22 protein-coding genes and 1 riboswitch are annotated in these 26,553 nt (G+C 56.9%); of the genes, 15 read left to right on the forward strand and 7 right to left on the reverse strand.

What is annotated here, in order from left to right:
- The first annotated feature begins 63 nt into the window (after nucleotides 1-63).
- From FY034_RS02430 to phoU, 7 genes are all read left to right on the forward strand, one after another.
- On the forward strand, nucleotides 64-1,146 hold the full coding sequence (locus tag FY034_RS02430) for an alpha/beta fold hydrolase (protein WP_265553481.1): 1,083 nt from the start codon (nucleotides 64-66) through the stop codon (nucleotides 1,144-1,146).
- 235 nt (nucleotides 1,147-1,381) lie between these two features.
- Nucleotides 1,382-2,968 (forward strand): GH3 family domain-containing protein, encoded by a 1,587-nt coding sequence (locus FY034_RS02435; RefSeq protein ID WP_265553483.1) that lies wholly within the window; start codon nucleotides 1,382-1,384, stop codon nucleotides 2,966-2,968.
- Nucleotides 2,969-3,049: 81 nt separating this feature from the next.
- On the forward strand, nucleotides 3,050-4,018 hold the full coding sequence (locus FY034_RS02440) for a PstS family phosphate ABC transporter substrate-binding protein (protein ID WP_265553484.1): 969 nt from the start codon (nucleotides 3,050-3,052) through the stop codon (nucleotides 4,016-4,018).
- Nucleotides 4,019-4,084: 66 nt separating this feature from the next.
- Entirely contained in the window at nucleotides 4,085-6,013 is a 1,929-nt protein-coding gene (locus FY034_RS02445; protein WP_265553486.1) for an ABC transporter permease subunit, read from the forward strand.
- A 14-nt stretch (nucleotides 6,014-6,027) separates the two neighbouring features.
- Nucleotides 6,028-7,620 carry a phosphate ABC transporter permease PstA gene (pstA, locus tag FY034_RS02450; protein WP_265553488.1) on the forward strand — a complete coding sequence of 531 codons (1,593 nt, stop codon included), beginning with the start codon at nucleotides 6,028-6,030 and terminating at the stop codon, nucleotides 7,618-7,620.
- A gap of 21 nt (nucleotides 7,621-7,641) precedes the next feature.
- Complete coding sequence (pstB, locus tag FY034_RS02455) at nucleotides 7,642-8,427, forward strand: phosphate ABC transporter ATP-binding protein PstB (protein WP_265553489.1); 786 nt, start codon at nucleotides 7,642-7,644, stop codon at nucleotides 8,425-8,427.
- Between the two features lie 159 nt (nucleotides 8,428-8,586).
- The gene (phoU, locus tag FY034_RS02460; protein ID WP_265553491.1) at nucleotides 8,587-9,255 is read left to right on the forward strand and encodes a phosphate signaling complex protein PhoU; all 669 of its coding nucleotides are present in this window, start codon (nucleotides 8,587-8,589) and stop codon (nucleotides 9,253-9,255) included.
- A 175-nt stretch (nucleotides 9,256-9,430) separates the two neighbouring features.
- On the opposite strand, the gene FY034_RS02465 is transcribed toward phoU, so the two are convergent.
- The gene (locus FY034_RS02465) at nucleotides 9,431-9,802 is read right to left on the reverse strand and encodes a hypothetical protein (protein ID WP_265553493.1); all 372 of its coding nucleotides are present in this window, start codon (nucleotides 9,800-9,802) and stop codon (nucleotides 9,431-9,433) included.
- 115 nt (nucleotides 9,803-9,917) lie between these two features.
- Nucleotides 9,918-10,316: a CoA-binding protein gene (locus FY034_RS02470; RefSeq protein WP_265553494.1), complete on the reverse strand. Its 399-nt coding sequence runs from the start codon at nucleotides 10,314-10,316 to the stop codon at nucleotides 9,918-9,920.
- 239 nt (nucleotides 10,317-10,555) lie between these two features.
- Here FY034_RS02470 and mqnE point away from each other — a divergent pair, with 239 nt between their 5' ends.
- From mqnE to FY034_RS02495, 5 genes are all read left to right on the forward strand, one after another.
- Nucleotides 10,556-11,635 (forward strand): aminofutalosine synthase MqnE, encoded by a 1,080-nt coding sequence (gene mqnE / locus FY034_RS02475; protein WP_265553496.1) that lies wholly within the window; start codon nucleotides 10,556-10,558, stop codon nucleotides 11,633-11,635.
- A gap of 51 nt (nucleotides 11,636-11,686) precedes the next feature.
- The gene (locus FY034_RS02480) at nucleotides 11,687-13,408 is read left to right on the forward strand and encodes a S10 family serine carboxypeptidase-like protein (RefSeq protein ID WP_265553498.1); all 1,722 of its coding nucleotides are present in this window, start codon (nucleotides 11,687-11,689) and stop codon (nucleotides 13,406-13,408) included.
- Between the two features lie 626 nt (nucleotides 13,409-14,034).
- Complete coding sequence (locus tag FY034_RS02485) at nucleotides 14,035-15,471, forward strand: alpha/beta hydrolase (protein WP_265553500.1); 1,437 nt, start codon at nucleotides 14,035-14,037, stop codon at nucleotides 15,469-15,471.
- 33 nt (nucleotides 15,472-15,504) lie between these two features.
- The gene (locus tag FY034_RS02490) at nucleotides 15,505-16,791 is read left to right on the forward strand and encodes a C45 family autoproteolytic acyltransferase/hydolase (protein ID WP_265553501.1); all 1,287 of its coding nucleotides are present in this window, start codon (nucleotides 15,505-15,507) and stop codon (nucleotides 16,789-16,791) included.
- Between the two features lie 141 nt (nucleotides 16,792-16,932).
- Nucleotides 16,933-17,904 (forward strand): class I SAM-dependent methyltransferase, encoded by a 972-nt coding sequence (locus FY034_RS02495; RefSeq protein ID WP_265553503.1) that lies wholly within the window; start codon nucleotides 16,933-16,935, stop codon nucleotides 17,902-17,904.
- On the opposite strand, the gene FY034_RS02500 is transcribed toward FY034_RS02495, so the two are convergent.
- The 5 genes from FY034_RS02500 to FY034_RS02520 all read right to left on the reverse strand — a co-directional run bounded on the left by FY034_RS02500 (nucleotide 17,888) and on the right by FY034_RS02520 (nucleotide 22,913).
- The gene (locus tag FY034_RS02500) at nucleotides 17,888-18,676 is read right to left on the reverse strand and encodes an NAD(+)--dinitrogen-reductase ADP-D-ribosyltransferase (RefSeq protein ID WP_265553504.1); all 789 of its coding nucleotides are present in this window, start codon (nucleotides 18,674-18,676) and stop codon (nucleotides 17,888-17,890) included. The genes FY034_RS02495 and FY034_RS02500 overlap by 17 nt on opposite strands.
- 108 nt (nucleotides 18,677-18,784) lie before the next feature.
- Entirely contained in the window at nucleotides 18,785-19,117 is a 333-nt protein-coding gene (locus FY034_RS02505; protein ID WP_265553506.1) for a Fe-only nitrogenase accessory AnfO family protein, read from the reverse strand.
- A gap of 145 nt (nucleotides 19,118-19,262) precedes the next feature.
- The gene (fdxB, locus tag FY034_RS02510) at nucleotides 19,263-19,526 is read right to left on the reverse strand and encodes a ferredoxin III, nif-specific (protein ID WP_265553508.1); all 264 of its coding nucleotides are present in this window, start codon (nucleotides 19,524-19,526) and stop codon (nucleotides 19,263-19,265) included.
- A 142-nt stretch (nucleotides 19,527-19,668) separates the two neighbouring features.
- Nucleotides 19,669-20,055 (reverse strand): nitrogen fixation protein NifX, encoded by a 387-nt coding sequence (gene nifX, locus FY034_RS02515; protein WP_265553510.1) that lies wholly within the window; start codon nucleotides 20,053-20,055, stop codon nucleotides 19,669-19,671.
- Nucleotides 20,056-20,165: 110 nt separating this feature from the next.
- A complete protein-coding gene (locus tag FY034_RS02520) occupies nucleotides 20,166-22,913 on the reverse strand; it encodes a bifunctional nitrogenase iron-molybdenum cofactor biosynthesis protein NifEN (protein WP_265553512.1) in 2,748 nt (915 codons plus the stop codon).
- A gap of 283 nt (nucleotides 22,914-23,196) precedes the next feature.
- Between FY034_RS02520 and FY034_RS02525 the strand changes: the two genes are divergently transcribed.
- From FY034_RS02525 to FY034_RS02535, 3 genes are all read left to right on the forward strand, one after another.
- On the forward strand, nucleotides 23,197-23,694 hold the full coding sequence (locus FY034_RS02525; protein WP_265553513.1) for a hypothetical protein: 498 nt from the start codon (nucleotides 23,197-23,199) through the stop codon (nucleotides 23,692-23,694).
- Nucleotides 23,695-23,710: 16 nt separating this feature from the next.
- The gene (locus FY034_RS02530; RefSeq protein ID WP_265553515.1) at nucleotides 23,711-24,004 is read left to right on the forward strand and encodes a hypothetical protein; all 294 of its coding nucleotides are present in this window, start codon (nucleotides 23,711-23,713) and stop codon (nucleotides 24,002-24,004) included.
- Nucleotides 24,005-24,207: 203 nt separating this feature from the next.
- Nucleotides 24,208-24,283: riboswitch (cyclic di-GMP riboswitch) on the forward strand.
- A gap of 160 nt (nucleotides 24,284-24,443) precedes the next feature.
- The gene (locus tag FY034_RS02535) at nucleotides 24,444-26,522 is read left to right on the forward strand and encodes a fibronectin type III domain-containing protein (RefSeq protein WP_265553516.1); all 2,079 of its coding nucleotides are present in this window, start codon (nucleotides 24,444-24,446) and stop codon (nucleotides 26,520-26,522) included.
- The last annotated feature ends 31 nt before the right edge of the window (nucleotides 26,523-26,553 follow it).

Below are 26,553 nucleotides of genomic sequence, written 5' to 3' on the forward strand. Positions count from 1 at the left end.
CCAGCAACTTGAGCGTTTACGCCGTTTGACGGGCCGCAAGGCCTGAGATCGGGGAGATCATCCATGAAGCAGTTGTTGAGCAGACACCTACAGCCGTTAACTGAGCGTCACCCGGCCCTGCTGACTATGGCCACCGCCACCGCCGGTTTCTTGCGTTCGATTGCCATCAAGCCGTACCGGCAGCGTCACCGCCCGCGGGAGCTGGCGTTGTGGGAACGCTATCACAGTCTGCATGCCGTGCGGTGCCAGGTCTACCGCGAGAAGTCTGCCGGGGGGAGGCCCACCATTGTGGTGGCCGGCTTTGTGCCGGATGCCACCGAGGTGGTGGAGTTTCAACGTCCGCTGCTGCGTAGCCACGGCAGCATCTATTATCTCAACTACCCGCGCAACGGTTTCAGTCATGAACTGTTTGAGGCGCAGCTGGCAGACCTGATTGATGAACTGAGCCTGAAGGGAGAACGGCCGGTGCTGATGGGGGTCAGCTTCGGCGCCGGGCTGGTGGTTGATTTTCTGCGGCGGGCCTCGGAGCAGCTGCATGACCGCCTGCGCGGCCTGCTGCTGGTCAGCCCGGTACTCTGCACCGCCGACCTGATCCGGCCCGACAACCAGCGCAGCGGCGGGGTGCGGATGCTGGAGTCGAACCTGCGTAAAATCCTGAAGGCCGATCCTGAAGACGAGAGCGACCTGAACCGTCAGCTGGAAAGGGCACGGCGCTGCTTTCAGGCCCTGTTCGAGGCAGGAGCCGAAAACCGCAACCTGACCACCCGCCACCTGGCCATCCGGCAGCGGATCTTCGGGGTGCTGGAACATACCTCCAACCTGGGCGGCTACCAGCGGGTGCTGGCACTGCGCAGCTTTGCTGAGCCGGCTGCCGGCAGGACCATCTTTGGCGGTCCGACCCTGATCATGCTGGCCGAGGATGAACAGAGCATTCTGGTGCCCGGTTCGCCCACCCTGCAGCTCTGTGCCGATCATGCCGCCCTGCGCTCCGTCTTCCCTGAAGCAAGGGCCAGCCTGATCGCCTCAAACAATGATGCCGACCCGGTGGCCCACGCCTCGCTGATCTTCCATCAGCACTGCTACAATCCGCGCATGGAGCAGTGGTTGCAGAAGTTGCATAACCAGCCGCTCCTGGCGGTGGTGTGATACCAATTCCAACTCAAGGCGATATCATCGTTGGCTCGTCTTCTACTCCTCGACGTACTGTCGTGTACGCCTGCGTCGTAGAATTCCTCGCCGCCTTGATCTCATCCTTGATTTGAAATTGGCGACTACCTGATATATGCCGCCTACCTGCCCGGTATGTCTCGGTCGCTGCGCTCCGGGCGCCTGGTATACGGCCTTCCTCATACGTTTTCAGTTTCAGTTCAAAGGAGCACCATTGAAGTTTCCTGTTTCCCTGTTATCTCTGCCGCTGCGCGCCGCCGCTGATATCCGTGCCCGGCGCTTTTTACGCAAAGATCCGCTGGATAGCCAGCGGGAACTGCTGCCCCGTCTGCTGCAGAGGGCGGCAGCAACCCGCTTTGGCCGCGAGCACGGCTTCAGCGCCCTGGCCGCTCTGCCCTTTGAGGCCTGCTATCACCGGTTTCAACGTCAGGTGCCGATCCGCACCTACCGGCAGTTCTGGGATGACTGGCTGGCAGCCGCCCTGACAACCACACCCCAGGGACAGCAGCTGCGGCTGCAGGATCAGTGCTGGCCCGGTCTGGTCCCCTGGTTGTGCGAGACCTCCGGCACCACGGCGCCAACCAAGTACATCCCCTTTACCGTTGAGATGTTCAGGATGAACCAGCGGGCAGCCCTGGATATGCTCTGCTGTTACCTGGCGGCTGAACCGGGCAGCCGGATAACCGGCGGCAAGATCCTCTACATGGCCGGCAGCACCCGGCTCAAGCAGATGGGGCAGGGGGTGCTGGCCGGCGACATGAGTGCCATCACCCTGCAGCAGCGGCCCGCCTGGCTGAACCCGTTCGTGGAGCCGCAGGAGCCGCTGACCTCGGCCCCGTGGGATGAGCGGCTGGATGGTATGGCCCGGCTGCTGCTGGCAGACCGGAAGATCCGTGTCATTTCAGGCGTGCCGCCCTGGATCTTGCTGCTGTTGAAGCAGGTGGAAGCCCTGGCCGGCTGTCCACTGCATGAGGCGTTGCCCAATCTGGAGCTGATCATCCACGGCGGCACCAGTATGGCCCCCTATGCGGCCGAATACCAGCGGCTGCTGCCTGCTGGCGGTCCCCGCTTTCTGGAATTGCTGCCTTCATCCGAGGCGTTCATGGGCTTTCAGGTGCATGGTGAGGCAGCCATGCGGTTGACCCCGTTTTACGGCGCCTTTTTTGAGTTTGTGCCGCTTGAACAGCTGGATGAGACCGGCGCACCGTTGCCGGATGCCCAGGCGGTGCCGCTGGCCGGGGTGACGGTTGGTCAGCGGTATGCCGTGATCCTCTCCACCTGTTCCGGGCTGTGGCGCTACCATATCGGCGATACCCTGCGTTTTCTGGACAGGGAGCGCTTTCAGATCGAGTTTACCGGCCGTGACAAATTTCTGGACCGCTTTGAGGAGAAGGTGACCCAGGCTGAGGTTGAACAGGCGATCGCCGCTTTGAACCGGCAGTATGACGGTCTGGTGCGGGAGTTCATGGTGGGGGCTGATATTGCCGGCCGCTGCCACCACTGGGTACTGGCCTGCCGCGGCAATGGGCTGGAGTCCGGCCAGACCTCGCGTCTGCTTGACGGTTTGTTACGAAACAGCAATGCCGATTACGATACCTTTCGCCAGCAGGGCAGGATCAACAGCCCTTCGGTGCTGCTGGTGTCGGAACAGCAGATCTATGACTGGTCGGCTACGGTGCGGGGCAAGCTGGGCGGCCAGAGCAAGATCCCCCATATCGATCCCACCCTGACCGGCGAGCTGGTCAAAAGCCTGTCCGGTTATGTCTGTAACAATAGTTTCCAATCTTTTGCCTCCCTGTAACACGGCTGTCACAAAGCTCGAGTAAGGTAGCAATTACACGACAACCCAAGCAGAACAACATATCCAAGGAGGATTTCCAAGATGTTGAAGAAAAGTATTCTGGCACTGTGTGCCACCCTCTGTATCGCCACTGCAGCCCATGCTGAAAAGACCAAGGTTGACGCCAAGCTGCCCCACTACAAGGCAACGTCTGGCGTATCCGGCAACCTGAGCAGCATCGGCTCCGATACCCTGAACAACCTGATGACCTACTGGGCGGAAGGCTTCAAAAAGAAGTACCCCAACGTCAACATCCAGATTGAAGGCAAAGGCTCCTCAACGGCTCCTCCGGCCCTGATTGCCGGTACTGCCCAGCTGGGTCCCATGTCCCGTGAAATGAAGGGTGAGGAGATTGAAGGATTTGAAAAGAAGCACGGCTACAAGCCGACCAAGGTTGGTGTTGCCCTGGACGCCCTGGCTGTCTATGTCAACAAGGACAACCATATCAAGTCCCTTTCACTGGAAGAGCTTGATGCCATCTTCTCCAAGAACCGCAAGCGTGGCCTGGCTGAGATCACCACCTGGGGACAGGCCGGCGTAACCGGCTCCCTGGCTGCCAAGCCGATCTCGCTGTTTGGCCGTAACTCCGCCTCCGGCACCTATGGCTACTTCAAGGAGCATACCCTGAAGAAGGGCGATTACAAGCCGACCGTGAAGGAACAGCCCGGCTCTGCCTCTGTGGTTGAAGGCGTTGCCAAGGATGTGAGTGCCATCGGTTACTCCGGTATGGGCTACCTGACCTCCGGCGTACGGATTGTACCGCTTTCCGAGAAGAAGGGCGGCACGGTTTATGAGGCCAACTACGCCAACGTACTGTCCGGCAAATACCCGCTCGCCCGTATGCTGCAGATCTATGTTGCCAAGAAGCCGGGGCAGCCGCTGCCTAAAGTAACCCAGGAGTTCCTCAAGTTCGTACTGTCCAAGGAAGGCCAGGAGATCGTAGTGAAGGACGGCTTTGAACCCCTGACTGCCAAGATGGCTGAGGCACAACTGAAGGAACTGCTCAAGTAGCAATATCTGTTACCATTCGGCAGGGACGGCCGGAAGGTCGTCCCTGCTTTGTATTCAGGACTTCCCATGCCTACAAACATCGTTGATAAATCCCGTCGCAATGACCGGCTGGCGGCCTGGCTGATCAAGGCCGGCGGCCTGTTCGTGATCGTCGCGGTGATCGGTATCCTGGTCCTGATCGCCCGGGTTGCCCTGCCGCTCTTTTACTCTCCGTCAGCCGAAAAACTGCCGGAGGTGTCCGGTGAGCTCAGCGCCCTGGTTTCCGGTGATGCCGCCGGGACGGTCCAGTCCCGCGAGCTGCCTGAATCAGCCGGTTCCATCAGCATCCAGCTGATGCCCGGCGACCGGATTGAGGTGCGGCAGCGTAAAGTTGAAAAGAACCTGCAGGGTGATGAAAAGGCCACCGAACATGCCTACCGGCTGAGCGACAAGCTGCCCGGCAGTATCTCGGCCATCTGGCTGGGCAACAAGGGACAGAACCTGTATGCCGGTACCGACAACGGCTGGCTGGCCCGCTGGGAGCTGTCTGATGAGGGTGAAGGGCGGCTGGTCGGCGTGGTTGAGGCATTCAGGGATCATCGTCGCATTACGGCATTAACAACGCTGCTGGGTGATAACTCGCTGGCGGTGGGGGATGCACAGGGACAGGTCACCACCTGGATGCCGGTGCAAAAGCCGGGGGCCGGTGAAGACAAGCAACTGACCTTGATCCATCATCTGCCGGGCCTTGCAGGGCCGGTGACCGGCCTGCTGGCATCACCGCGCGACAAGTCGCTGGCCGTCATGGATGCCAATGGCACGATCCGTCTGGTGCATATGACCAGTGAGCGGCTGTTGCTGGATTTGAAGGCCGGTATGCCGATTCGCAGCGCCGCCTTTGCCGACCGCGGCAGGCAGCTGGTGGTGGCCGGTGCCGATGGCAGGACCGTTGCCTGGACACTGTCGATTCCCCACCCTGAGATTTCCTTCTCAACCCTGTTCAAAAAGGTCTGGTACGAGGGCTACAGCAAGCCTGAGTACGTCTGGCAGTCCTCGGCAGCCAGCGATGACTTTGAGCCCAAGCTGTCACTGGTGCCGCTGATTTTCGGCACCTTCAAGGCCACCCTGTTCGCCATGCTGTTTGCCGTGCCGCTGGCGCTTCTGGGGGCACTGTACACCAGTCAGTTCATGGCCCCCGGCATCAAAGGGCGGATCAAGCCTACGGTTGAGATCATGGCGGCTGTCCCCTCGGTGGTGGTCGGATTTCTGGCCGGTCTCTGGCTTGCCCCGTTGATGGACAAGCACCTGCTGGGACTCTTTCTGGCCGTTGTGATCGTGCCGGTCATGCTGTTGATTGCAATCCTGGCCTGGCGTCCCCTGGCGGAGAACACCCGGATCGGGCGTAATCTGAAGGGATACGAATTTCTGGGGCTGCTGCCGGTTGTGGTACTGGGCCTTTGGCTTGCAGGCCAACTGGCAGTCCCCCTTGAAGCCACCTTGTTTGGCGCCGACCTTAAGCAATGGCTCTATACGGCGCTGGGAGTCCGCTATGACCAGCGCAACAGTATCATTATTGCCATTGCCCTGGGATTTGCCGTGATCCCGATCATTTTTACCATTGCAGAGGACGCGCTTTCAAATGTCCCGCGCAATTTGACTGCCGCATCGCTGGCCCTGGGGGCCAGTCGTTGGCAGACCGCCTGGAGGGTCGTACTTCCCTCGGCCCTGCCGGGCGTTTTTTCCGCCATCATGATCGGCTTTGGCCGGGCTGTCGGCGAGACCATGATTGTGCTGATGGCAACCGGCAACACCCCGATCATGAGCTGGTCCCTGTTCAACGGTCTGCGCTCGCTCTCGGCCAATATCGCGGTGGAGATCCCCGAGGCACCCATGAACGGCACCCTCTACCGGACCCTGTTCCTCTCGGCAGTGCTGCTGTTTGTGCTGACCTTTGTCATCAATACCGCGGCTGAACTGTTGCGGCAGCGCTTTCGTAAGAAGTACGGCAGATATTAAGTAAAGGTGTCCCTGTGAAAAATTACTGGAAACGTGGCGAACCGATGGTGTTGGCAGCCGGGGCTACCCTGGCGCTGGTACTGTTCATGACTCTGACCCTGATGGCGGTTATTCTGGGTAACAGCCTGGGCTATTTCTGGGTCAAGGGACTGGTAAAGCTGAAACTGCAGGATGGCAGTTACGTGATGGGCCAGATGACCGGCAAGGAGCGCAACGCCCTGACCAAGGTCAAGCGGCTGCAACTCAAAGTCGCCAACCGTGATCTCTATGGCCAGGATTTCCGCTGGGTTGATGAGTCTGAGGTGGCCGAGCGGGAGCAGCCTAAGGATGCCTACCTGCTGGAGCGCCAGGAGCATGGCAACTTCTTTGGTTTTCTGAAGGAGTTGAAAGACGGCACCGGCGCTGCCGTTACTGCTGATGCAGCGGCGCTTGCGCGGCTGCATCGGGAGACCCTGCAGAAACAGGCCGGTCTGAAGGATATCAAAAAACAGATGTCCAGCCTGAACAATGCATCTGAACGGCTGCGGCTGAAGATTCTGAGGCTTGAATACCGCGGGGCCGAGGCGAACAGCGCCGCTATTGCCGACCTGACAGGGAAACGGGTCGAGTTGACCAAGAGCTTTGACGGCCTGAATGATCAGTTGAATCAGAAACAGGCCGAGCTGAACAAGGCTTCGGCGGTCTTCAGCGATGCCGCCGGAACAACCAAAGAGCTGGCACTGGTTGAGATCGTCAGGATCTATCAACCCAACAGCATGTCGGTGTTTGCCAAGGCAGGGGCCTATCTGGGCAAGATCCGGGAGCTGCTCTTTGATGACCCGCGGGAGTCAAATACGGAGGGCGGGCTGTTTCCGGCCATCTTCGGCACCATTATGATGGTCTTGTTGATGTCGCTCTTTTCCCTGCCGCTGGGGGTGATTGCTGCCATCTACCTGCGTGAATATGCCAAAGAAGGTATGCTGGTGCAGCTGGTGCGGATTGCGGTCAACAACCTGGCCGGTGTCCCTTCGATCGTCTACGGCGTGTTCGGCCTGGGATTCTTTGTCTACGGCATCGGCGGCTCACTGGACAAGCTGTTCTTTCCGGAGCGGTTGCCGACCCCGGTCTTTGGCACCGGCGGCATCCTCTGGGCCTCTTTGACCCTGGCGATCCTGACCGTACCGGTGGTGATCGTCGCCACTGAAGAATCGCTGGCCTCGATCCCCAAGGGGATCAGGGAGGGGTCACTGGCCCTGGGAGCCACCAAGTTTCAGACCCTGGTCAAGGTGTTGCTGCCGATGGCCACACCGGGTATCATGACCGGCCTGGTACTCTCCATGGCCCGGGCCGTGGGTGAGGTCGCCCCCCTGATGCTGGTGGGAGTGGTCAAACTGGCACCGACGCTGCCCATTGACGGACAGTTTCCGTTCTTTCATATGGACCGCAAGTTCATGCACCTGGGATTTCACATCTTTGACGTCGGCTTCCAGTCCCCCAATGTGGAGGCAGCCAAGCCGATGGTCTATGTCACAACCCTGCTGCTGCTGCTGATTGTCATTGCCGCTTCCAGCTTGGCAATCCGTTTTCGTAACCAGATGCGACGCAAGTACACCACATCGCATTTCTAACTGACCAAAGGATACCTACTGATGAGTCCGGAACCTGCTGAACTGAGCAAACACCCAACGATTATTGAGGTGGATCATGTAAACCTGCACTACGGGAGCTCGCATGCCCTGAAGGATATCTCGCTCTCCATGCGCCGCAACCAGGTGACCGCCTTTATCGGCCCTTCCGGCTGCGGCAAATCAACCCTGCTGCGCTGCCTGAACCGGATGAACGACCTGATCGATTCGGTCAGGATTGAGGGCAGTATCCGGCTGGACGGCGCCGAAATCACCGGTGCCAAGACGGATGTCATCTCACTGCGCCGGCGGGTGGGGATGGTCTTTCAACAGTCCAATCCGTTTCCCAAATCGATCTATGAAAATATCGTCTATGGTCTGCGGATCGCCGGGATCAATGACAAGGCGGTACTGGATGAAACCGTGGAACGGAGCCTGAAGGGGGCCGCGATCTGGAACGAGGTCAAGGACCGGCTGCATGATTCGGCCCTGGGACTGTCCGGCGGCCAGGCGCAACGGATCTGCATTGCCCGGGCGATTGCCACCAACCCTGAGGTGATCCTGATGGATGAACCCTGTTCAGCCCTGGACCCGCTTTCAACCCTGAAAATTGAAGAGTTGATTGACGAACTGAAGGAACAGTATACGATTGTAATCGTGACCCATAACATGCAGCAGGCAGCACGGGTCTCCGATGCAACCGCCTTTTTCTATCTGGGTGAGCTGATTGAGATGGGTGACACCAAAAAAATCTTCACCAACCCGGAAAAGCAACAAACGGAAGATTACATCACCGGGCGATTCGGCTAAAAACAGCCCTTTTACGCCCTGATCCCGTCAAGCTGCTGCCTGCCTTGTGCGACGTACTGCCTGTACGTCTCCGCATCAGGCCTTGCTTGCCGGAACCATGACGAAAAAGTTCGTGTTTTTTGAGTAGCAGCTTTTACTTTTGTTTCTGGAGAATACGTTATGAGTGGACATGTAGTTTCATCCTACGATGCAGACCTGAACGATCTGCGGCAGCGTATCCTGACCATGGGCGGGCTGGTGGAAAAGATGATCGCCGACGCGGTCAAGTCGCTGGTTGAGCGGGATACTGAGCTTGCCGAGCGGATCATTGCCATGGACCATGAGGTGAATAACCATGAGGTCGTGATTGACGAACGCTGTCTGGAGCTGCTGGCACTGCGCCAACCCACCGGCAAGGACTTGCGTTTTATCACCCTGGCCTTGAAGATCGTCACCGACCTGGAGCGGATCGGCGATAAATGCGCCAACATGGCCAAACGGGCCCGGCAACTGAACCAGGAACCGCCGCTCAAGCCGTACATCGATATCCCGCGCATGGCCCACTGGGTTGAGGTGATGATCAAGGAGGCTCTGGATGCCTTTGTGCGGGGGGATGATGTCCTGGCGGTCAAGGTCTGCAAGGACGACCAGATGGTGGATGACCTGAATGAGCAGGTCCAGCGTGAGCTTTACAGCTACATGATTGAGGACCCCTCAACCATCAGCCGTGCCATGCGCCTGACCTACATCGCCAAGTCGCTGGAGCGGATCGCCGACCACGCCACCAATATTGCCGAGATGGTGATCTTTATGGTCAAGGGCAAGGATATCCGTCACACAATCGCCTGAGCGGGCAACGGACCTTTTCCCCGCTGAACACGGCATGCCTTGCCGCCAGCAGGCCGAAGGCCAAAAACAGGTTTCCCGTGGCTGGCAGGGGAGCGATTGCTGCAGATAAAAATAACGGGCGGCTCTGGTGAAGGAGCCGCCCGTTGCTGTTACTGCGGTTTGGTCTGCGGGGTGATTAACGGTTGGGGCCGGGCCCCATGCCGCCAGCTCCGGGACCCATGCCGCCGGGCCGCGGTCCCATACCGGCTGGTCGTGCCGGCATGTCAGGCAGTGTTACGCCGCGCTCCTTGGCCCGCTGCTGCATCTTTTCGTGATGTTCCTTGCGGATCTGCTCCCGCTCCTCAGCGGTTTTGGCGGCACGCAGTTTAGCGCGGTGCTCGAGCCGTTCCTGGCGGGTCATCAGCTGGCTGCCATAGATCTGTTCCCGTGCCTGCTTCTTGACGGCAGGTGCCACCGGTTGCGGAGTCGCTTCTTCAGCAGCAAAAAGACCTGCCGGCACCGCCAGCAGTCCAGCCAGCACTACACCTGTCAGATACCTGTGCATCATACCTTCCCCCTTTCCAGCGTGTGTGAATGCGTACCTTGCTTAGCGGCACGCTGTCTGATAAGCCTACCACTGTCTGGAGGATTCGCAACCGGTAGCAGCAGAATAAACCGGAAGGCTAGTGCTCTTTGTAGCCCAACACCACCAGCAGGCAGCTGTGGTCGGCAATCACGTTGACCCCGGCAGCCTTGCAGCGTTCAATGGCAACAGCGCTTTCGGCACCGGGCTGCATCCAGATGTTGGTGATACCGCGGGTAATGGCGGCCTCAACCACCTTTTCGGTCACCGCCGGGGGGGTGATGACCGAGATGCTCGTGACGTTATCCGGCAGCTCCGAAACCGAGGCAACGGTGGCAATCCCCTCAACAGAAGCCACTTTGGGATTAACCGGAATGGCGGTCTTCTTGTTCTGCAGGTAGCAGCGCAGCACCTTGTTGCCGTACTTGCTGCGATCCTCCGATGCCCCCACCACACCAAACGCCTCTGCCTTCAAAAAGGTCTCAATCGCTTCGGTCATGACATTTCTCCTTTGGGTCTATCAGGAAGTAACTATTACATCCTGCATCTCATCTTTGGGCATCTTTGCCCGGACTTCAATCACAAAATCCTCACCGTAGCCCTGCTACGCCTACGGTTTTGTTCAATCAGTCCAGCCAAATCTCTCCCAAATCAGAGTGCAGTATTTGTAACACTTATTTCCCGATAGACCCTTATCTTGATCTTGCACCGCTTTTCCAGTTGCCGTATGCTGTCGGCATGACAACATTAGCCACTATTAAAGAAAAAGTCCATGCCGGTGAACGGCTTTCCGAGGCCGATGCGCTGGCGTTGTATGCCTCCAATGACCTGCTGGCCATCGGTGAGCTGGCAGCCTGGGCAAATGAACGTAAAAACGGCACAAACGTCTATTTCAACGTTAACCGTCACATCAACCCCACCAATGTCTGCGTCAACCGCTGCGCCTTCTGCGCCTTTTCCCGCACCGCCGAGGCCGATGATGCCTACACCCTGGCGCTGGACCAGATGGTGGGTCGGGCAGTGGAGGCGGTCGGCCAGGGGGCTACCGAGGTACACCTGGTGGGTGGCCTGCACCCTGACCTGCCGTTTGAGTTCTATCTGGAGCTGTTGCGGGATATCCGTACGAATGCGCCATCCCTGCATATCAAGGCCTTTACCGCGGTTGAGATCGACTACTTTGCCCGGATCAGCCAACAGACCGTGGAGCAGGTGCTGGGGCAGCTGATTGAGGCCGGACTGGGCTCCATGCCCGGTGGCGGGGCCGAGATCCTGGTGGAGGCGGTGCGGCAGAAGATCTGCCCGGAAAAGATCAGTGGTCAGCGCTGGCTGGAGGTGCATCGTCTGGCCCATCAGGCCGGCCTGAAGACCAATGCCACCATGCTCTACGGTCATGTTGAGAGCGTTGCCGACCGGGTACGCCACATGGCGCTGCTGCGGGAGCTGCAGGATGAGACCGGCGGGTTCCAGGTCTTTATCCCCCTGGCCTGGCAGCCGGAGAATTCGCCGCTCAAGCTGGACACCAAAGGCACCTCCGGTCTGGATGACCTGAAGACCCTGGCGATTGCCCGGCTGTTTCTGGATAACTTTCAACACCTGAAGGCCTACTGGGTCATGCTGGGAGAGAAGATCGCCCAGGTGGCGCTGGCCTTTGGGGTGGACGACCTGGACGGCACCGTGGTGGAGGAAAAAATCGGCCACGATGCCGGGGCCGCCTCGCCTCAGTCCCTGACCCTGGAGCGCCTGATCCGGCTGATCAGGATTGCCGGCAAGACACCGGTGGAGCGGGATACGCTGTATAACCCGCTGCGCAGATATTAAAACGAGATCGGTGTAACCATGGTTGACGGAGCAATACAAATGAGTACGAGGATGAAGTTTTCAATGGGTACCAACCTGTTTGTGGCTGTTGTTATCACCTTGTTCCTTGCGGCCTGTTCCGGCAGCGATACCGTGTCTCTGCAAAGCGAAGCCGGTTACATAGAAATTGAACCGATCAGTTTTTCCCTGCAGCAGCCCGGACGTGACACCTACAGTGATACCTCGTCAACATCACGGATATTGTATTCCTTCCATCCTGCAAGCCTGGATTCTGCTCACAAGCCACTGTTTGTTTTTCTCAATGGCGGTCCAGGCTGTGCCACAACCACCAACCTGTTTAGCATGAACACTGCTCCCTACACTCTGGACAGGTTACGTACCAATGGTAATCCCTACGCAGCTAATCCCTACAGTTGGACGGTACTCGGTAACCTGCTCTACATCGATGCCCCCAATACCGGTTTTTCCTACAATCTGGTTACTGGTGCCTCAGATAAAGAGGTCCGCTTCTCCGAGTTTAATTCTAAAAACTTCAACCCGTTTATTGACTCGGCCAATGTTATCAGGGTGATCCTCCGCTTTTTGGAGGCCCATTCGTCAATCCGGTCTAATCAGGTAATTCTGGTGGGTGAAAGTTATAGCGGGACGCGGGTTTCTACCATGTTGAATCTGCTGCTGTTTTATCCAAAATACGGTACAGGTGAAAAAATCTACAAAGACACAGCTCTTGTCGCTGAAATTCAACAGCACTTTTCCAAGTTGTTTCCGGCTGAAGCGGCGGCTGGTAACCTCACCCCCCAGATGGTAGCCCGGCAGTTCGGGCGCCAGATTCTGATTCAGCCTGAAATCAGCGGCCCCTACCAAGCCGAGGCGGATGGTGATCTCTTTGAGCAACCCGGCTCCATTATTGACCAACTGGCGACGGCAACCGGGACGGTCTATACACGATGCAACCCATCCGACTCAACCTGTAGCAAAGAGATGAACGCACTGACCTTTGTTGAAAAGCTTGCCAAGCGTGACAGATACAACCTGAGCATGCAGGTGGGCTGGACCGATGAGCTGGAAGTTTTTGCCATGCAGAGCCTGCTGGATGTGGATACTCTTTCACGGCTCTTTAATTATGATGTGCATAACATCAGCATGATACGGCCAGAGGCAAGAAAAGACGCTTACCGTTATGCTGTTAACAAGAATGAAGACCCTAACAGCTGGAATTTGACCGATGTCCGTCTCAGCCAAAAGCTGCTATTGGAGCGGGATTCCCTCAGCCGTATGATCGCTTTGTTGGGAAGCGCCGGTAATAATTCCTTTGAAAAAGTATTTGGCAGCCTGCCGGTATATGACGATTATCTGAGCGGCACCAACATTGCTGTCTATATTTCCTTTATGAGCAACCGTGCCGTGTATGCCGGCTACCCGGTCAGCCCGGACACCTCGCCGCTCTTTGGGCAACTGTTTCTTGAGAACGCAACGCTGGTTAAGACTTTTCTGACTGATGCGGAGCACGATCTGGTCATCTATTCCCCTGGTTACCCGGAAGCTCTTAAAAAGTATACCGGCATTGTCGATTCTGTCGTTGTCAAGCGTGGCAAAGATTTACTGCAACCACTAGGGAGTTTCCGTATCAATTATACCCCCAACTCTTTAACCGGCATGTCAACTCCGGCCTATGTGGATCTGTACTACCCCTATTATGGTGTTTCAGGTCACTCGGTTACCTCTGCGCAACCAGATAAGATTCTGGCAGACATCAAAAACTGGATGCTGTGAATTCAGCGTCAATCAGCCAGCCTGATCTTACCTGTTTTACTGCCGGCCCAGGGCGGATGCCCCAGTGCTTTGCTATGCCGCCATGTTTCCACAGCCGCTCCCGCTGGATCGGCTGATCAGGCTCAGCAAGGTAGCAGTCGATATATCCCGACCAAACATATCTAAACTGTCAGGCGGTTGCAGATGCACTGCACTGGCGCCACCCGGCATTGCAACCTTCTGCTTCAGCCCTGCCACCAGACTGTAAGGATTATGCACCATAGTTCAGCAGCAGGCTTCTGCCTGTTGCGAACAGAAAAAACTCTGCTAAACTTTGTATGCAAATTTGTTCTGCCGCAGAACCACCAGTCCAACCCTGCTAGTCAAGGCGGTTCCCGTGAAACGCATCCTGCACGTGATCCATATGCTTACGACGCTGCTTCCGGGTAAACGACGTACGGGCCTGCCGGTACTGTCCGGCACCGAATCGAGGCCGGCGATGGCAGCAACCTGCAACCTGCGGCTAAACAGCACCACTATCACTATGAATGCCCTAGCGGCGTCACGCGACTCTGGCGTTGCTGACACTGTTGTTATGTAACAAATCAGCTGATCCGGACAACATTGAAAGAGAAGAGGAGGCACAGATGTTCAAAAAACGGTTCCAAAAATTTGCAGCCCTGGCATGTGCCCTGATACTGACGGTATTAGCCGGATGTGGCTCAGACGATGTTCAAACTTCCAGAGACCCTGCGGTGCTGGTGTCTGCCGAAAAAACGGCAACTTTTTCAAGCATAACCGAAGTAGAGCAGGCACTGTTTGCTGGCGGTGCAGATCAGTTGACCATCAGCAGCACCCTTGGAGGTTACGATACCCTGGCAAATGCAACGAAAAACGGTGCTACCGGCGTGCAGCCCATCAACGACTTGATCAACCTGATTAAATCCGTCTGGAATGAAGGCTTTCTCCCGTACACGCGAACGCCGATCGTGCATTTATACAAAATCACCTATAAACAGTCGCCTCAGCCCAATGCACCGAATCTGACCGGTCTCTTGATGCTTCCCTATGATCTTTTGCACAACCCGAGAGGGGTCCTGCTGTTTACCCATCCCACAGAGACCTTGCGGGCATACTCACCCTCACGCAAAGAGCCATTTATAGACGGGACCATGACCAAGATGTTCGGCTATCTGTTCGCAACCCTGGGTTATGCGGTGGTCATGCCTGACTACCCCGGCATGGGTGATAACTACGAAACCCACCCCTACTGTCTGACCACCCTGGGCAGCAGTTCCGCCGCCATGGTTAAGGCAGTCAGATCCAACAAGGACTTCGGGCTCAGCGACTATATCGAAGTCAATATTATGGGCTTCTCAGAGGGCGGCTATGCTGCCCTGGCGTCAGCCTACTACATGAAAAACTACCCTGCCGACTACATGGTGAAAAAGGTTGCATCACTCTCCGGCCCCTATGACCTAGCCGGTACCATGAAGAATCTGATGATTAGCGCTGGTATTGACTTCCCTGCGCCGTACTTTCTGCCCTATGTGATCAACGGCTATCGCGCGGCCTATCCAGCTATCAGTTATCTGGACTTCAGCAACGCAGTCGTAGCAAACCCCGTCATTGACGGCCTCAATTTCAACTCGCGACTTCTGGCTTTACTAAACGGAGATTATACCGGGAGCCAGATATCGACCCTGATCTATACCGTCACACCAGCCAGTAAAGACAACAAATATTACGGACCTATCTCTATTACAACCCTCGACTTCCAGAAACATCTGGTCGACGAGCCGGACAGCGATCTTAACAAGGCTCTGGCTGCCAATACGCTGGCGCAGACAGCCTGGCTCCCTGATCCGAACGTCAAGTTTTTCTTTGCTCACTACGAGGGCGATGACTGCGTACCCTATGGAAACACCCTGGCCATGCAGAAGGTCTGGGGGACTTACAGCAATGTGACCTTCACCAAACTGACCAGTACCGAGCCATTCAACAAAGCAAATACCGGCTCGACCCACGCGGCCTCTCTCGTACGGGAATATGTTTTGGGCATGCAGTTTCTGCTGGGGATGTAGCTGCCGGCGACTTGAACGACAAAGAGGAATTCCGTGAAGATATTTTTGATTTTTCCTGTTTTTACAATTGCCATAGTAATTGGATTACTGTCGTGCGGTTCGGACGACAGCTCGCTGGTCAGCATAACGCCCGGCACCGGGTTCTATCAGGTTACGATTCTATCTTCGGATGGCAATCATTATGCTGTCGGGAGAGAATATGGCCAGAAGGTTCTGGCTACGGTTCCGGACTATGAACAGCTCATCGACTCCTACCTGAAAGAGTTACAGGAAGCGGCTGTACCGGTAACCGGCTCGGGAATCCCCGGAACGGCAGGCAGCATTCCCTTTGCGGTTATGATCGCACGGGCCCTTGAGATCAAAAAACAGATCGACCCGCTCTATCTGCAGGAACTGGATGGATTTGCGTCAACCCTGAGTGGCGGTGACCACGATGAACTGGGGGATGGCAAGCTCTCCAGAAATGAGTACCTGCTCCTGAACCTGGTTCCTGACATAGCCACCACCACGGCCTGTTCTACTCTGGCGGTCACCGGTGCACGATCAGCCACCGGCAAGACCATCGTCGGCAGAATCACCGACTGGTTCCCCGGATCAACAGGACAGTTCGGCGCGTTGAATGCACTCGTGCACACCAGGACCGGCTCGAAACAGGTCGCTTCCTTCGGCTGGCTTGGTGTGCTTGGTAACTTGGTTGCCATCAATAGCTCTGGAGTATACATCGCCAACCTTTACAGCCCGGTCGGCGGAGCCTATTCGGCGGTCGGCCGGCGTTCTATCCTGCTCGACATTCGCAAGGCAATGGAAACAAGTTCAACACTGGATGAGGTGGCAAATTACCTGAAGGATCCAGCCAAACTCTACGGCTATAATCACAATATGTTCCTTGCCGATGCAACAACCACAAAGGTGCTTGAAAACGATTTCAACAGGACCCGTGCCCTCAGGGGGCCTGACAGCGCCCTTAACCCAGGCATCGTATGGGGATTCAGCAATGCGGTAGCCAGTGTTAACTCCTTCCTGCTTCTGGGCAATGACGACAACCATACTCCGGCCCCGGTAAATACCGAGCGCTGGGCCAATTATAAATCATTGCTTGCAGCCCAGGGTTCGCGTGTAGATTTTATCGGCATGAAATCGATTATCACCTATCACAAACCTGGCGCCAACGGCACTGATAATGGAGATATATATGGCAACACCTCTATTCAGGCGATTGTCTACTCTTTTGACGACAATCGCCTGGAATGCTGGCTGCGTCCCCATAGCGGCAGTTTCATTGACCAGCCGCAGTTCATCAGTATCAAGATGCCGTTTTGATAACAACCATGCCTGACGTGCGAATTGACAGATGCCTGTACCGTCTCGTTGCAATTAATGCTCTGCGGCTGTGATGACAACCCAAGAACATCTTGCTCCAGGGCCATAATGACTTCCTGCCCTCTAATCAGAGCCTGCGATGTGGCACGGAACAATACCTTTCTGCAACAGCTCCATCGTCTTTTTGCCGTGTATGCTGCCACCTCGCCGCAGCCGCTTCCGGCTCCGGGGCTGATCATCACCCCTGAGATCCGGCTGCAGTCCGAGCTGTACCTGCCGATTGCCACCATCAGGCGGGTATTCTACCGGTTGTACGGTCAGGCCCTGGTGTATCCCCCGATCTGTAGCAGTACCCCGTTCCATACTGCCCTGAGCTGGGCTGACTGCTATGCAGCCCTGCCCAGCTGGCTGCAACGCTCCCCCAATCCGGCAAGACTGCTGGAACATCTGTTGCAAGACCATGATCTGCTGACCGGATTCATATTCCACTCGTTTCTGCCAAGCCGCTTTAACGGGGCCGGATTTGGCCGCTATCCCGACCAGCTCAGCTGGCTGCGACAAAATATGTCAAAAAGCAGCGGTTCTCTGCGGGTGCTTGATGCAGCCTGTGGCAGTGGCGAAGGGACCTGGGAGCTGGCAGAGCTGTTGGCAGCGCACGGTTGGCCGCCTGAGCAGGTTCGGCTTGAGGGATGGACCCTGGAGCCGCTGGAGGTCTGGGCCGCGGAGAACCGCGCGCTGCCCCATGACTTGCAGCGGGAACAGAGCTACCGGCAGAGGATACAGCCGCTCAAGCAGCAGGGTTGGGACAGGCGGATCAGCTTTCAGACCGTGGATTTACTGGCACAAGTGCCAAGCAACCAAGCCTTTGATCTGATCCTGTGCAATGGTCTGTTGGGTGGTCCCATTATCAGTAACCATGGCGAAATAGGGCAGGTGCTCGGACAGCTCGTAGCAGTGCTGAACCGTGGTGGTATGCTATTGATTGCCGATCATTTTCACGCTGGTTGGCGCAAGAAGGTACCACTGGAGTGGTTGTGCGGATTGCTGTGCAACATGGGATTGGAGGTCCGGCAGGCGGGTGAGGGACTGGTTGCTATCAAACCGTGCACATGATCCGTTTGACCAGGTAATCACCGCCGATCACCAGGTATTCACCCTCGCCCTTGAGCAGGCTGGTGGGAAGCAGTTCATCAAAAAAGAAGATCTTTGAGGTGGGTACCTGTACCCGCCAGACAATCGAGCCGAACTCCCAGGCACGTTCCTCTTCATCGGTAAAGGAGACCAGGTTGTTCAACCGTACGATCTGCTCCCGTTTGCCCACCTGTTCCAGGATCTGATCCTCGGTCGCACCGTTGGTGCCGCGAAACAGGGTCAGGGTCCCCAGTTTGCCGTGGCTGCGCTGCAGCTCGTACTGGCAGTATTCGTACAGCAGGTCAAGCTGCGCATTGATGGCGTTGGTCCGCTTGCTGCCACGGGTCCGGTCTACAATATAACGGTAATGGGCCTCTGAATCCGTGCCGCTGATCCGGCCGTTATGAAAGGTCGGGGCGATCCCCATTCTGCTCTCTACCCAGCTTTTCAGCACCGCCCCTTCCACCGAATTGCTGTCCATCATCCACCCCTTCAGGAAGCGCAGATAACTGTTACGCAGCGCCCTGCGGGCAGAGTCGGTATGGCCATCCTCATGGTGGAGCTGGAACTTGACCGAGAGGTAGTCACTGAAGACCTGTCCCCGTTCGTCGCGGTTTTCGAGTGTGTCAAGTTTGTTGAACAGAAAACGGTTGGCATCCCGCACCCCCTGCAGAAATAACGGTTGCGGATGTTCATTGAAGTGACGCGAGGCGATCACCCAGGGTGGCAGATTGCAGAGATTGAAGATCGACATCGGCCGTCACCCCGTTGAGATGGCCTGCTTCCAATTCCGTTGCAAGCTGCTGGTGGATTGGCTCCTCTTCGGCTCCGCCACCCTTACATTGAAATTGGAGCGACTGGGTTAGTAGAGTTTTATCACTTCCTTCAATACGTCGCTCACCGGTCCTGAAATGCTGATGATCTCAATCCCCAATCGTTCCATCTCCGCTTTTGGGGATTCGCCGATCATGGACGTTACGATCACCCGGCAATCCCCCAGGCTTGCTGCAATGGCTGCCAGCTTGTCCTGCATCAGGTCATGTCCCGGGCCGGTGCCACCGCAGTAACGGGGGGCCTCCACCTCATGCTGTAGTGCAGGCTCACCGGTGCCGACTTCGTAGACCAGAAAACGATCTGCCTTGCCGAAATGGGTATCAATATGTTTGCCATCTGATGATGTTACGGCAATCAACATGACTGATCCTTTCCTGCCTGTCAGGGGGGCGCGGGACTTTTCGCCCTGGCAAGGTACCCGCAGGGCTGCAGCGCAGACACACCAAACGGTGCGTCGAGCATGCCCAGCCGGGGGGGGACGATGCCAGAGCGAAAAAGAACCGTCCCTAGGCTGCTACCGGTGCGAAGGTGAAGCACTTCTTGGAGCAGGTCTTGCCACAGGCCTCACAGCCGATACAGTTGCCGGCATTGGCCACCCGCATGAACATCTTGGCTGAATCATCTTCGTCCAGTTCTTCAAATGCCAGAACGTCGTGGCTGCAGACCTTGAAGCAGCGGCCACAGCCGATGCAGGTCTCTTCGTCAATGGAAACGATAAACTGGGGGGTCCACTCGTGCTTGTCTTTGGTGAGTCCGGTGATGTAGGCCATTTTGATTTCCTCCTGTTTTATGGATGGATGCGGTATTTCCGCAATCCTGTCGTTGCTTTGCAAGCATGTCTTGTGCGCCACTGCCCCGGCAGTTGGAGCCCGGCGAAAAACTCATATCCCTTCATGGTACTGCGCCATCATGCTAGTCGTCTTCAAATGAGACGGCCTGTCCCTTGTTCATCGCCTTGCGCAGCCAGGGGGGGGGATTGCCCCGTAATACCTCCTGCAGCCTTGCCACGGTCTCCGGCAGACTGACCTCGGCATTGGTCTTCATGGGATGAATCTTCTGAGCCACCAGTTTTGCTGCCGCCGGTCCACCGATCTGCATGGTGTAGACAATGGCACAATCCGACAGGATCTTGGCTCTGGCGGTGATCCGGTCCTCTTCATCAGATCCGTGCGCCTCCGTTGAGACGGATTCCAGAAATGACGCCTGGTCAGGCCCGATCTCCCAGATCTGGAAGCTCTCACACTGGCCAAAGTGCTGATCGATCATGGTGCCATCGGTGGTGGTAAATGCGATTTTCATGGTTACCCTCTTTCTAACCCCCCTCAATCCCCCCTTGTCAGGGGGGAGGCTCAAGCCTCTGAGCTTTTACTCCCTCCCTGAAAAGGGAGGGTCGGGGTGGGTTCAGGATTTCAATTATGTGCCAGTTTCTGCGCCTCTTTAGCGTTTGCCTGGAAGATATTGGCAACTTCAAAAACCAAATTCAGAGTTCCGCGATAGCCGACCCACATCTTCTGGTGCGCTCCCAGCCGGTCAAACACCGGCAGGCCGGTTCTGAGGTGGGCGCCGATCTTGAGCTTGGCCGCTGCCTGTCTGCCGTTGGAGTTGGCCACCAGCAGGTCGGCACCAACGGCAGCGGTTTCAAGATCCTCAAGGTCACCCACAAAGACGTTGTTACAGGGCAGGCTGTCCAGGCCGCGGGTGCGGGTGGCTGCCAGGGCAGCCTGGATCTGGCAGCCCATGCCTGCCAGAAAACGGGTCATCCCTTTCAGATGGTCGGCCTCAAGGGCGATGGCAACCTTCTTGTTGCCAAACTGGTAGTGCGAATCCACCAGCGCATCAGCCAGCCTGGATCTCCAGCGCTGGTGCTTCTCCGGAATGGCCCTGCCGCTGATGGCTGACAGCACCGCCATGAAGCTGTCGGTCTCGGCCATGCCGGTCAGGGAGGTGAAGCCGTAGGCCGGTATGCCCAGCCGCTCTTCCAGCTGGCTGGCAGCCTTGGCCAGCGAATCGCCCACATACAAGGTGGCGATGCTGCGACCGGCCTGTTTGATCTTGTCGACGCTGATCCCGCCGGTGGACAGCGGCGAGACATCGGCATCAATATGGCCATCCAGGGCATTGGCGATGTCCGGAATACAGAGTACGCTCAGGCCGAATGACTCGATCAGCTCCTTCAACTCCTCCACATCGGCCGGTGTCAGCTGTGCCCCCGGCACCAGGGTGACCTGTCCGGAGATCGGGGCGCCTGCCTCCGGCAGGGTGGCCAGAATCGCCTCCACCGTGTTGGCGTAGCCCTCCTGCAGCGAACCGCAGTAATCCGGGGTTGAGGCCCAGATAACCGGTACCTGGTCATGCTCAGGATGTTCCACACGGAACTGGTGGATGGCAGAGCGGACATCATCCCCCATGGTCTCGGTCAGACCGGAGGTCATCACCCCCACCACCTTGGGACCGAATTTCTCGATTACCCGGCCGATCCCTTTTTTCAGGTTTTCCCAGCCGCCAAAGATGGCGCTGTCTTCGCTCATGGCCGTGGCATTCAGGGCGATGGACTCCTTGAAGTGCCTGGAGAGCTGCAGCCGGATAAAGGTCGAGCAGCCTTGAGCACCGTGCAGCAGTCCCAGCATCTGATCGATCCCCAGATAGGCCAGGGTCGCCCCCAGGGCCGGCGAGTTCTTCTGGGGATTGACCGTAGCGGCCTTCTTGGGCACTGCCACCCGTGAGGCTGCCAGGTCCTCGGCCAGATAGGTTTCAGCATGACTGCGGGCGGCGTTTACCAGCGGGGTTGCATCGGTTTCCCATGGTTCCGGGCTGTTCAGCAGCGGCCAGATCGGATTGTTGACGGTCAGGTCAAGCTGACGGGCAAAGGTCACCATCCCTTCGTATCCGGCATAGGGGTGGGAGCGGCCATGGTTGATGTCAAGGAACGGGGTCTTGGTCTTGAGGGCCAGGTACTTGGTCTTGCCGCCAGCCACGATCAGGTCCGGCATCTTCTCTTTCATCACCCCCAGCAGACCGGCCGTGGAGGTGTCTTCAATGATCCGGGCATCCTTGTGCATCAGGGCCTTCATGCGATAAAAATCTTCCAGGGTCGAGTTCTGGGTGCCGGCAGCCAGGATCTCAACCCCCAGCTCGCGCAGGGCGTTGACCATGGACCAGGTCTTGACTCCGCCGGTGAACAGCACGGCCCGCTTGCCTTCCAGCCGGGCGCGGTAGGGGGCCAGCCGCTCGCGACATTTGGCCTCTTCCTCTTCCAGCAGCTGTTCAACCCGGTCCTGCATGACCCGTTTTTCCAGACCGTTAACGGCGTCATCCAGGGCGATGGCGATGTTGCGCAACGCCTTGGCGATATCGGTCATGCCATAGAACGACTCCTCCAGGTACGGCATGCCGTAGGTCTTCTGCATCTTCTTGGCCAGGTTGGTCAGGCTCTTGGAGCAGATGATGATGTTCAGCTTGGCGCGATGGGCGTAGCGCAGTTCCTCAAACTTGGCGTCACCGCTGAAGCAGGAGAGAATCTGGATCCCCAGCCGGTCAAACAGCGGCAGCATCCCCCACAGATCACCGGCGATGTTGTACTCACCGATCAGGTTGATCGGGTACTCACCCAGCACCGGCGGCTCAGCCGTGCCGATTACCTGTTTGAACAGAATTTCACCAGCCAGGCGGTTGCCGATGTTCTTGTCACCGATAAAACCGGGGGTGTTGACCGGTACCAGCGGGATACTGACCTTCTCCTGGGCGGCCTTGCAGACCGACTCAATATCATCACCGGTCATGGCGGTGACGCAGGTGGCGTAGACGAACATCCCCTTGGCTTCAGGATAGCGGGCTGCCAGATCGATGATCGCCTTGTAGAGTTTCTTTTCGCCACCGAAGATCACATCGTTTTCCAGCATCTCGGTGGTGAAGCCACGGCGGTAGAGTTGTGAATCGGATGAACGGGCCCCCCGGTTGTCCCAGGAGTTGCCGGCGCAGGCGATCGGGCCATGCACCAGGTGAATCGCGTCGGTCACCGGCATCAACACTACCCGGGCGCCGTCATAGGCACAGGAACGTTCGGTCCCCTCGCCAGGTTCAGATTTTTTGCAGAACTTTGGAGCACCCTTTTCGTGGGTGGAACAGTCTTCAACGTCGTAGTAGTCAGGTTTTGCCATTGCTGCCTCCAAACGGGCGGCATCGTTGCTGCCCCTGACCTGACTTTGCACTGGGCGTGCCAACAATGTAATTTGCTGTTTTTGCTTAAATATGTGCCAGTGTGGCCCCGGCGGCGAGCGTGCCATGGTCTGCTGGTGCCGACGAAATACACAATTTTGCCACCTGCTGCAAAAAAGCTGGGCGCCTCACCCTTCTTGATCTGTCATCTGCCAGCTAATAACCCCCTTGATTTACATGTACAAAGGGCATACTATAATAACTGGCATGTAGCTGAATGCATGGGTGAAGACCATGATTAGTTCAGTATCGATACAAATCCCTGCGTTGTCGCCAGATTCTACCTCGGCTCCGGCCAAGAGCGAGGCAGCCCCTCCACAAACACCTCAACCAGCACAGTTGGAAAAGGCAGCGCTCAATGCCAGCATTCAAGCCTCCAAACAGGATTCAGTGACGTTATCCAGTACAGCCCGTGACATGAGCAAGGCGCTGAATCAGCAGCATGAACAGAAGACCGAACTTAAGAAGGAAGCGGTCAAGCAGCAGGAACAGTCTGCCAGCACAAAGTCGGAGGTATATACGGCGGCAGGCAAGAATTATCCCCCCTTCATGGGGAACAGTGAAGAATTGAAGGTGCTGAAGGAAACGTCACCGTCGTTATATCGTGAAATACTGAGGATGATTGTGCCGCCGCCACTCAATATTTCCCCGAGCGACCTTCAGATCCTGCAAGGCACGCAGTCCGGGAGCAGTACAACAAAGTCAGAATTAACAACCGCTTGAGAAGGAGGTGGTTATCATGCCAATCAGTCAGATATCGCCCAACAGTTTAGCAACCAACAGCCCCTATGTTAACCCGTCAGCAAAGACAACCGAGACACAGGCAGGGGCAATTCAGCAAGGTAATCAGGATGCGCAAAAACCATCCAAGGCCGCCAAGACCGATACGGTGACCATCTCACAACAGGCGCTGCAGATGACAGCCGGTACGAACAGCAAGCCTGGACAAACCAACAGCAGCACAACCAACAACCTGGCCGGTACCCCCAATCCCGGGAACCGTCAGCCGGGGAGTTTCAGCACGCAGGGCTGAGATCTCTGCATAGTCTGAATGTCAACGGGCGTCCCGGTTTTCCGGGGCGCCCGTTTGCATGTGCAGCATCGATGTTGATGACGGCGTCTGTAGCTCAGCGCAGCTGGGCCAGACCGGTCTATATCTCGATTAGAAAAAGGCTTGACATTTATTCTAATCTTGTATTTACTAGAAACATAGTAAACAATTGAATAGCAGTTGATATACGAAAATACTCAACTACCCGCGAGGGTAGGGCGGAAAACCTACGGGTCTCTCTGAGACAGCCGGGCTACCGAAATATCGATTTATCGATAGGCAGGTACCCGGCTTTTTTGCGTCTTGAGCCGCAGAAAACGGGTGGATCTACACAATCAAGCAAAGGAGAAAAGCACCAAAGATGGGAATAACATTCAGTAACGCATTCAACAATTCCGGAGTAAAGGGAAAGGAGCAGGGTATGAAACCTCTGATGACAAAGCTGGGCAGCATGATAGGGGGGCTGGTTCTCGCGTTTTCAGCGCTTGTACTTGGCGGATGTGGCGGCGGGGGTAGCAGTCCCGGGGTCTCTTCGCAGGTGGTAACGGGAACTGCGGCTGTCGGTATGCAGCTGTCCGGCCAGGTGACCCTGAAGGATGCATCAACACCGTCAAAGCAAAAAACTGCCGTGATTGGCAGTGATGGCTCCTTTGCCTTTGATGTTACCGGTATGAAGGCCCCCTTCATCCTTCAGGCAACCGGCAGCGCAAATGGTCAGAATCATACCTTGCTCACGTTTGCATCGGGTACCGGCATTGCCAATGCCAATCCGTTGTCGCATGCGCTGGTGACACTTGCCTGGGGCAGCGCTAATCCCGGAGATGTCTTTACCACCCCAGATGAACAGAAACTCAGAAAGATTCAGGACGGGTTAACAATTGCCACACAGGACCTCTTGATGATGCTCAATCCGCTGCTTGACCTGTATGGCGCTGCCGGGAAAAATCCGATCAGCTCTCCCTATCGTGCCGACCATAGCGGGCTTGACGGCATGTTTGACTTCGTTACGGTCGATATCACAGGCAGTACCTTGACGGTTTCCAATAGAGGCACCAGTGCCCCGATCTTCTCCTGCGCCATCAACAACATCACCAGCGGGACCTTTAACGCCAACAATATGCCACACAGGATGACCGTGCCGGCTGCCCCGACCAACCTGGCCGCCGTTGGCGGTGCAGGGCAGCTGACACTTACCTGGAGCGCCGTCAGCAACGCCGCCTCCTATACGATTTACTACGCCACTACCAGCGGCGTAACCCCGGCAAACGGGATAAAGGTTGCAAATGCCACCAGCCCGGCGGTCCTGAGCGGGCTTGCTGATGCAACTACCTACTACTGCGTTGTTACAGCGGTCAACAGTGCCGGAGAAAGCGTCGCCTCTGCCCAGGTCACGGCCACGACAAACGTTGCCGCCCCGGTTGTCCCGGCGGCACCGGGCGGTCTGATTGCCACTGGCGGTACCAAGCAGGTCAGTCTTTCCTGGAATGCGGTAAGCAATGCAACCTCGTATAATGTCTATTACGCAACCAGCAACGGCGTGACAAAGGTGAATGGCACAAAAGTCTCAAATGCAACCAGCCCGCTGGTGCTGAACGGACTGGCTGATGCAACCACCTATTACTGCATCGTGACCGCCGTTAACAGTGCCGGCGAAAGTGCCGCTTCCGTGCAGGCTGCCGCGACAACCCTGCCTACAACACCGCCACCTACGCTACCGGCAACACCGTCAAACCTGGTTGCCACCGGCGGCACCAACCAGATCACACTTTCATGGGCAGCAGCCAGTAATGCAACCTCCTATAACCTCTACTGGTCAGCCGCTTCAGGTGTTACAACCGCCACCGGCACCAAGGTCTCAGGTGTGACCAGCCCCTACGTAAAAACCGGTCTGGCTGCCGGGACCACCTATTACTTTGTCGTAACCGCGGTCAATAGCGTGGGGGAAAGCAGTGCCTCGGCCCAGGCATCGGCAACCACCAGTGCCCCGCCTCCAACGGTGCCTGTTGCCCCGACCGGCGTGACTGCCACCGGTGGAACCAATCAGGTGAGCCTTGCCTGGTCGGCCGTGTCCGGAGCAACCTCCTACAACCTCTACTGGTCCAATACATCCGGGGTGACCACGGCCAACGGGACAAAACTGACAAATGTGACCAGCCCGTACCTGCATACCGGTCTGGCTGCCGGCACCAGCTACTACTATATCGTTACCGCAGTGAACAGTGCTGGAGAAGGGGCCGCATCAGCCCAGGCCTCGGCAACCACCAGTGCTCCTTCACTCAGTTGCGGCAGCTGCCATGCCATTCCTCCCCAGGTTGGGCAACATGCCTTCCACTCCGGCATGGGGGTTGGATGTGCAACCTGTCACGGAAGCGGTTACAGCACAACGACGGTTAATGCCGCTACCCATATGAACGGCGTCAAGGACCTCAGCACGACAATCGGATGGAATGCAACCAACCGAACCTGTGCCAATTCATGCCATGGGACTAAAGCGTGGTGATGCTGCGGTTTCTGTGAGAGACAAAACGGGC

The sequence above is a fragment of the Trichlorobacter lovleyi genome, assembly GCF_015239775.1.
In the GTDB taxonomy this organism is placed as follows: domain Bacteria; phylum Desulfobacterota; class Desulfuromonadia; order Geobacterales; family Pseudopelobacteraceae; genus Trichlorobacter; species Trichlorobacter lovleyi_B.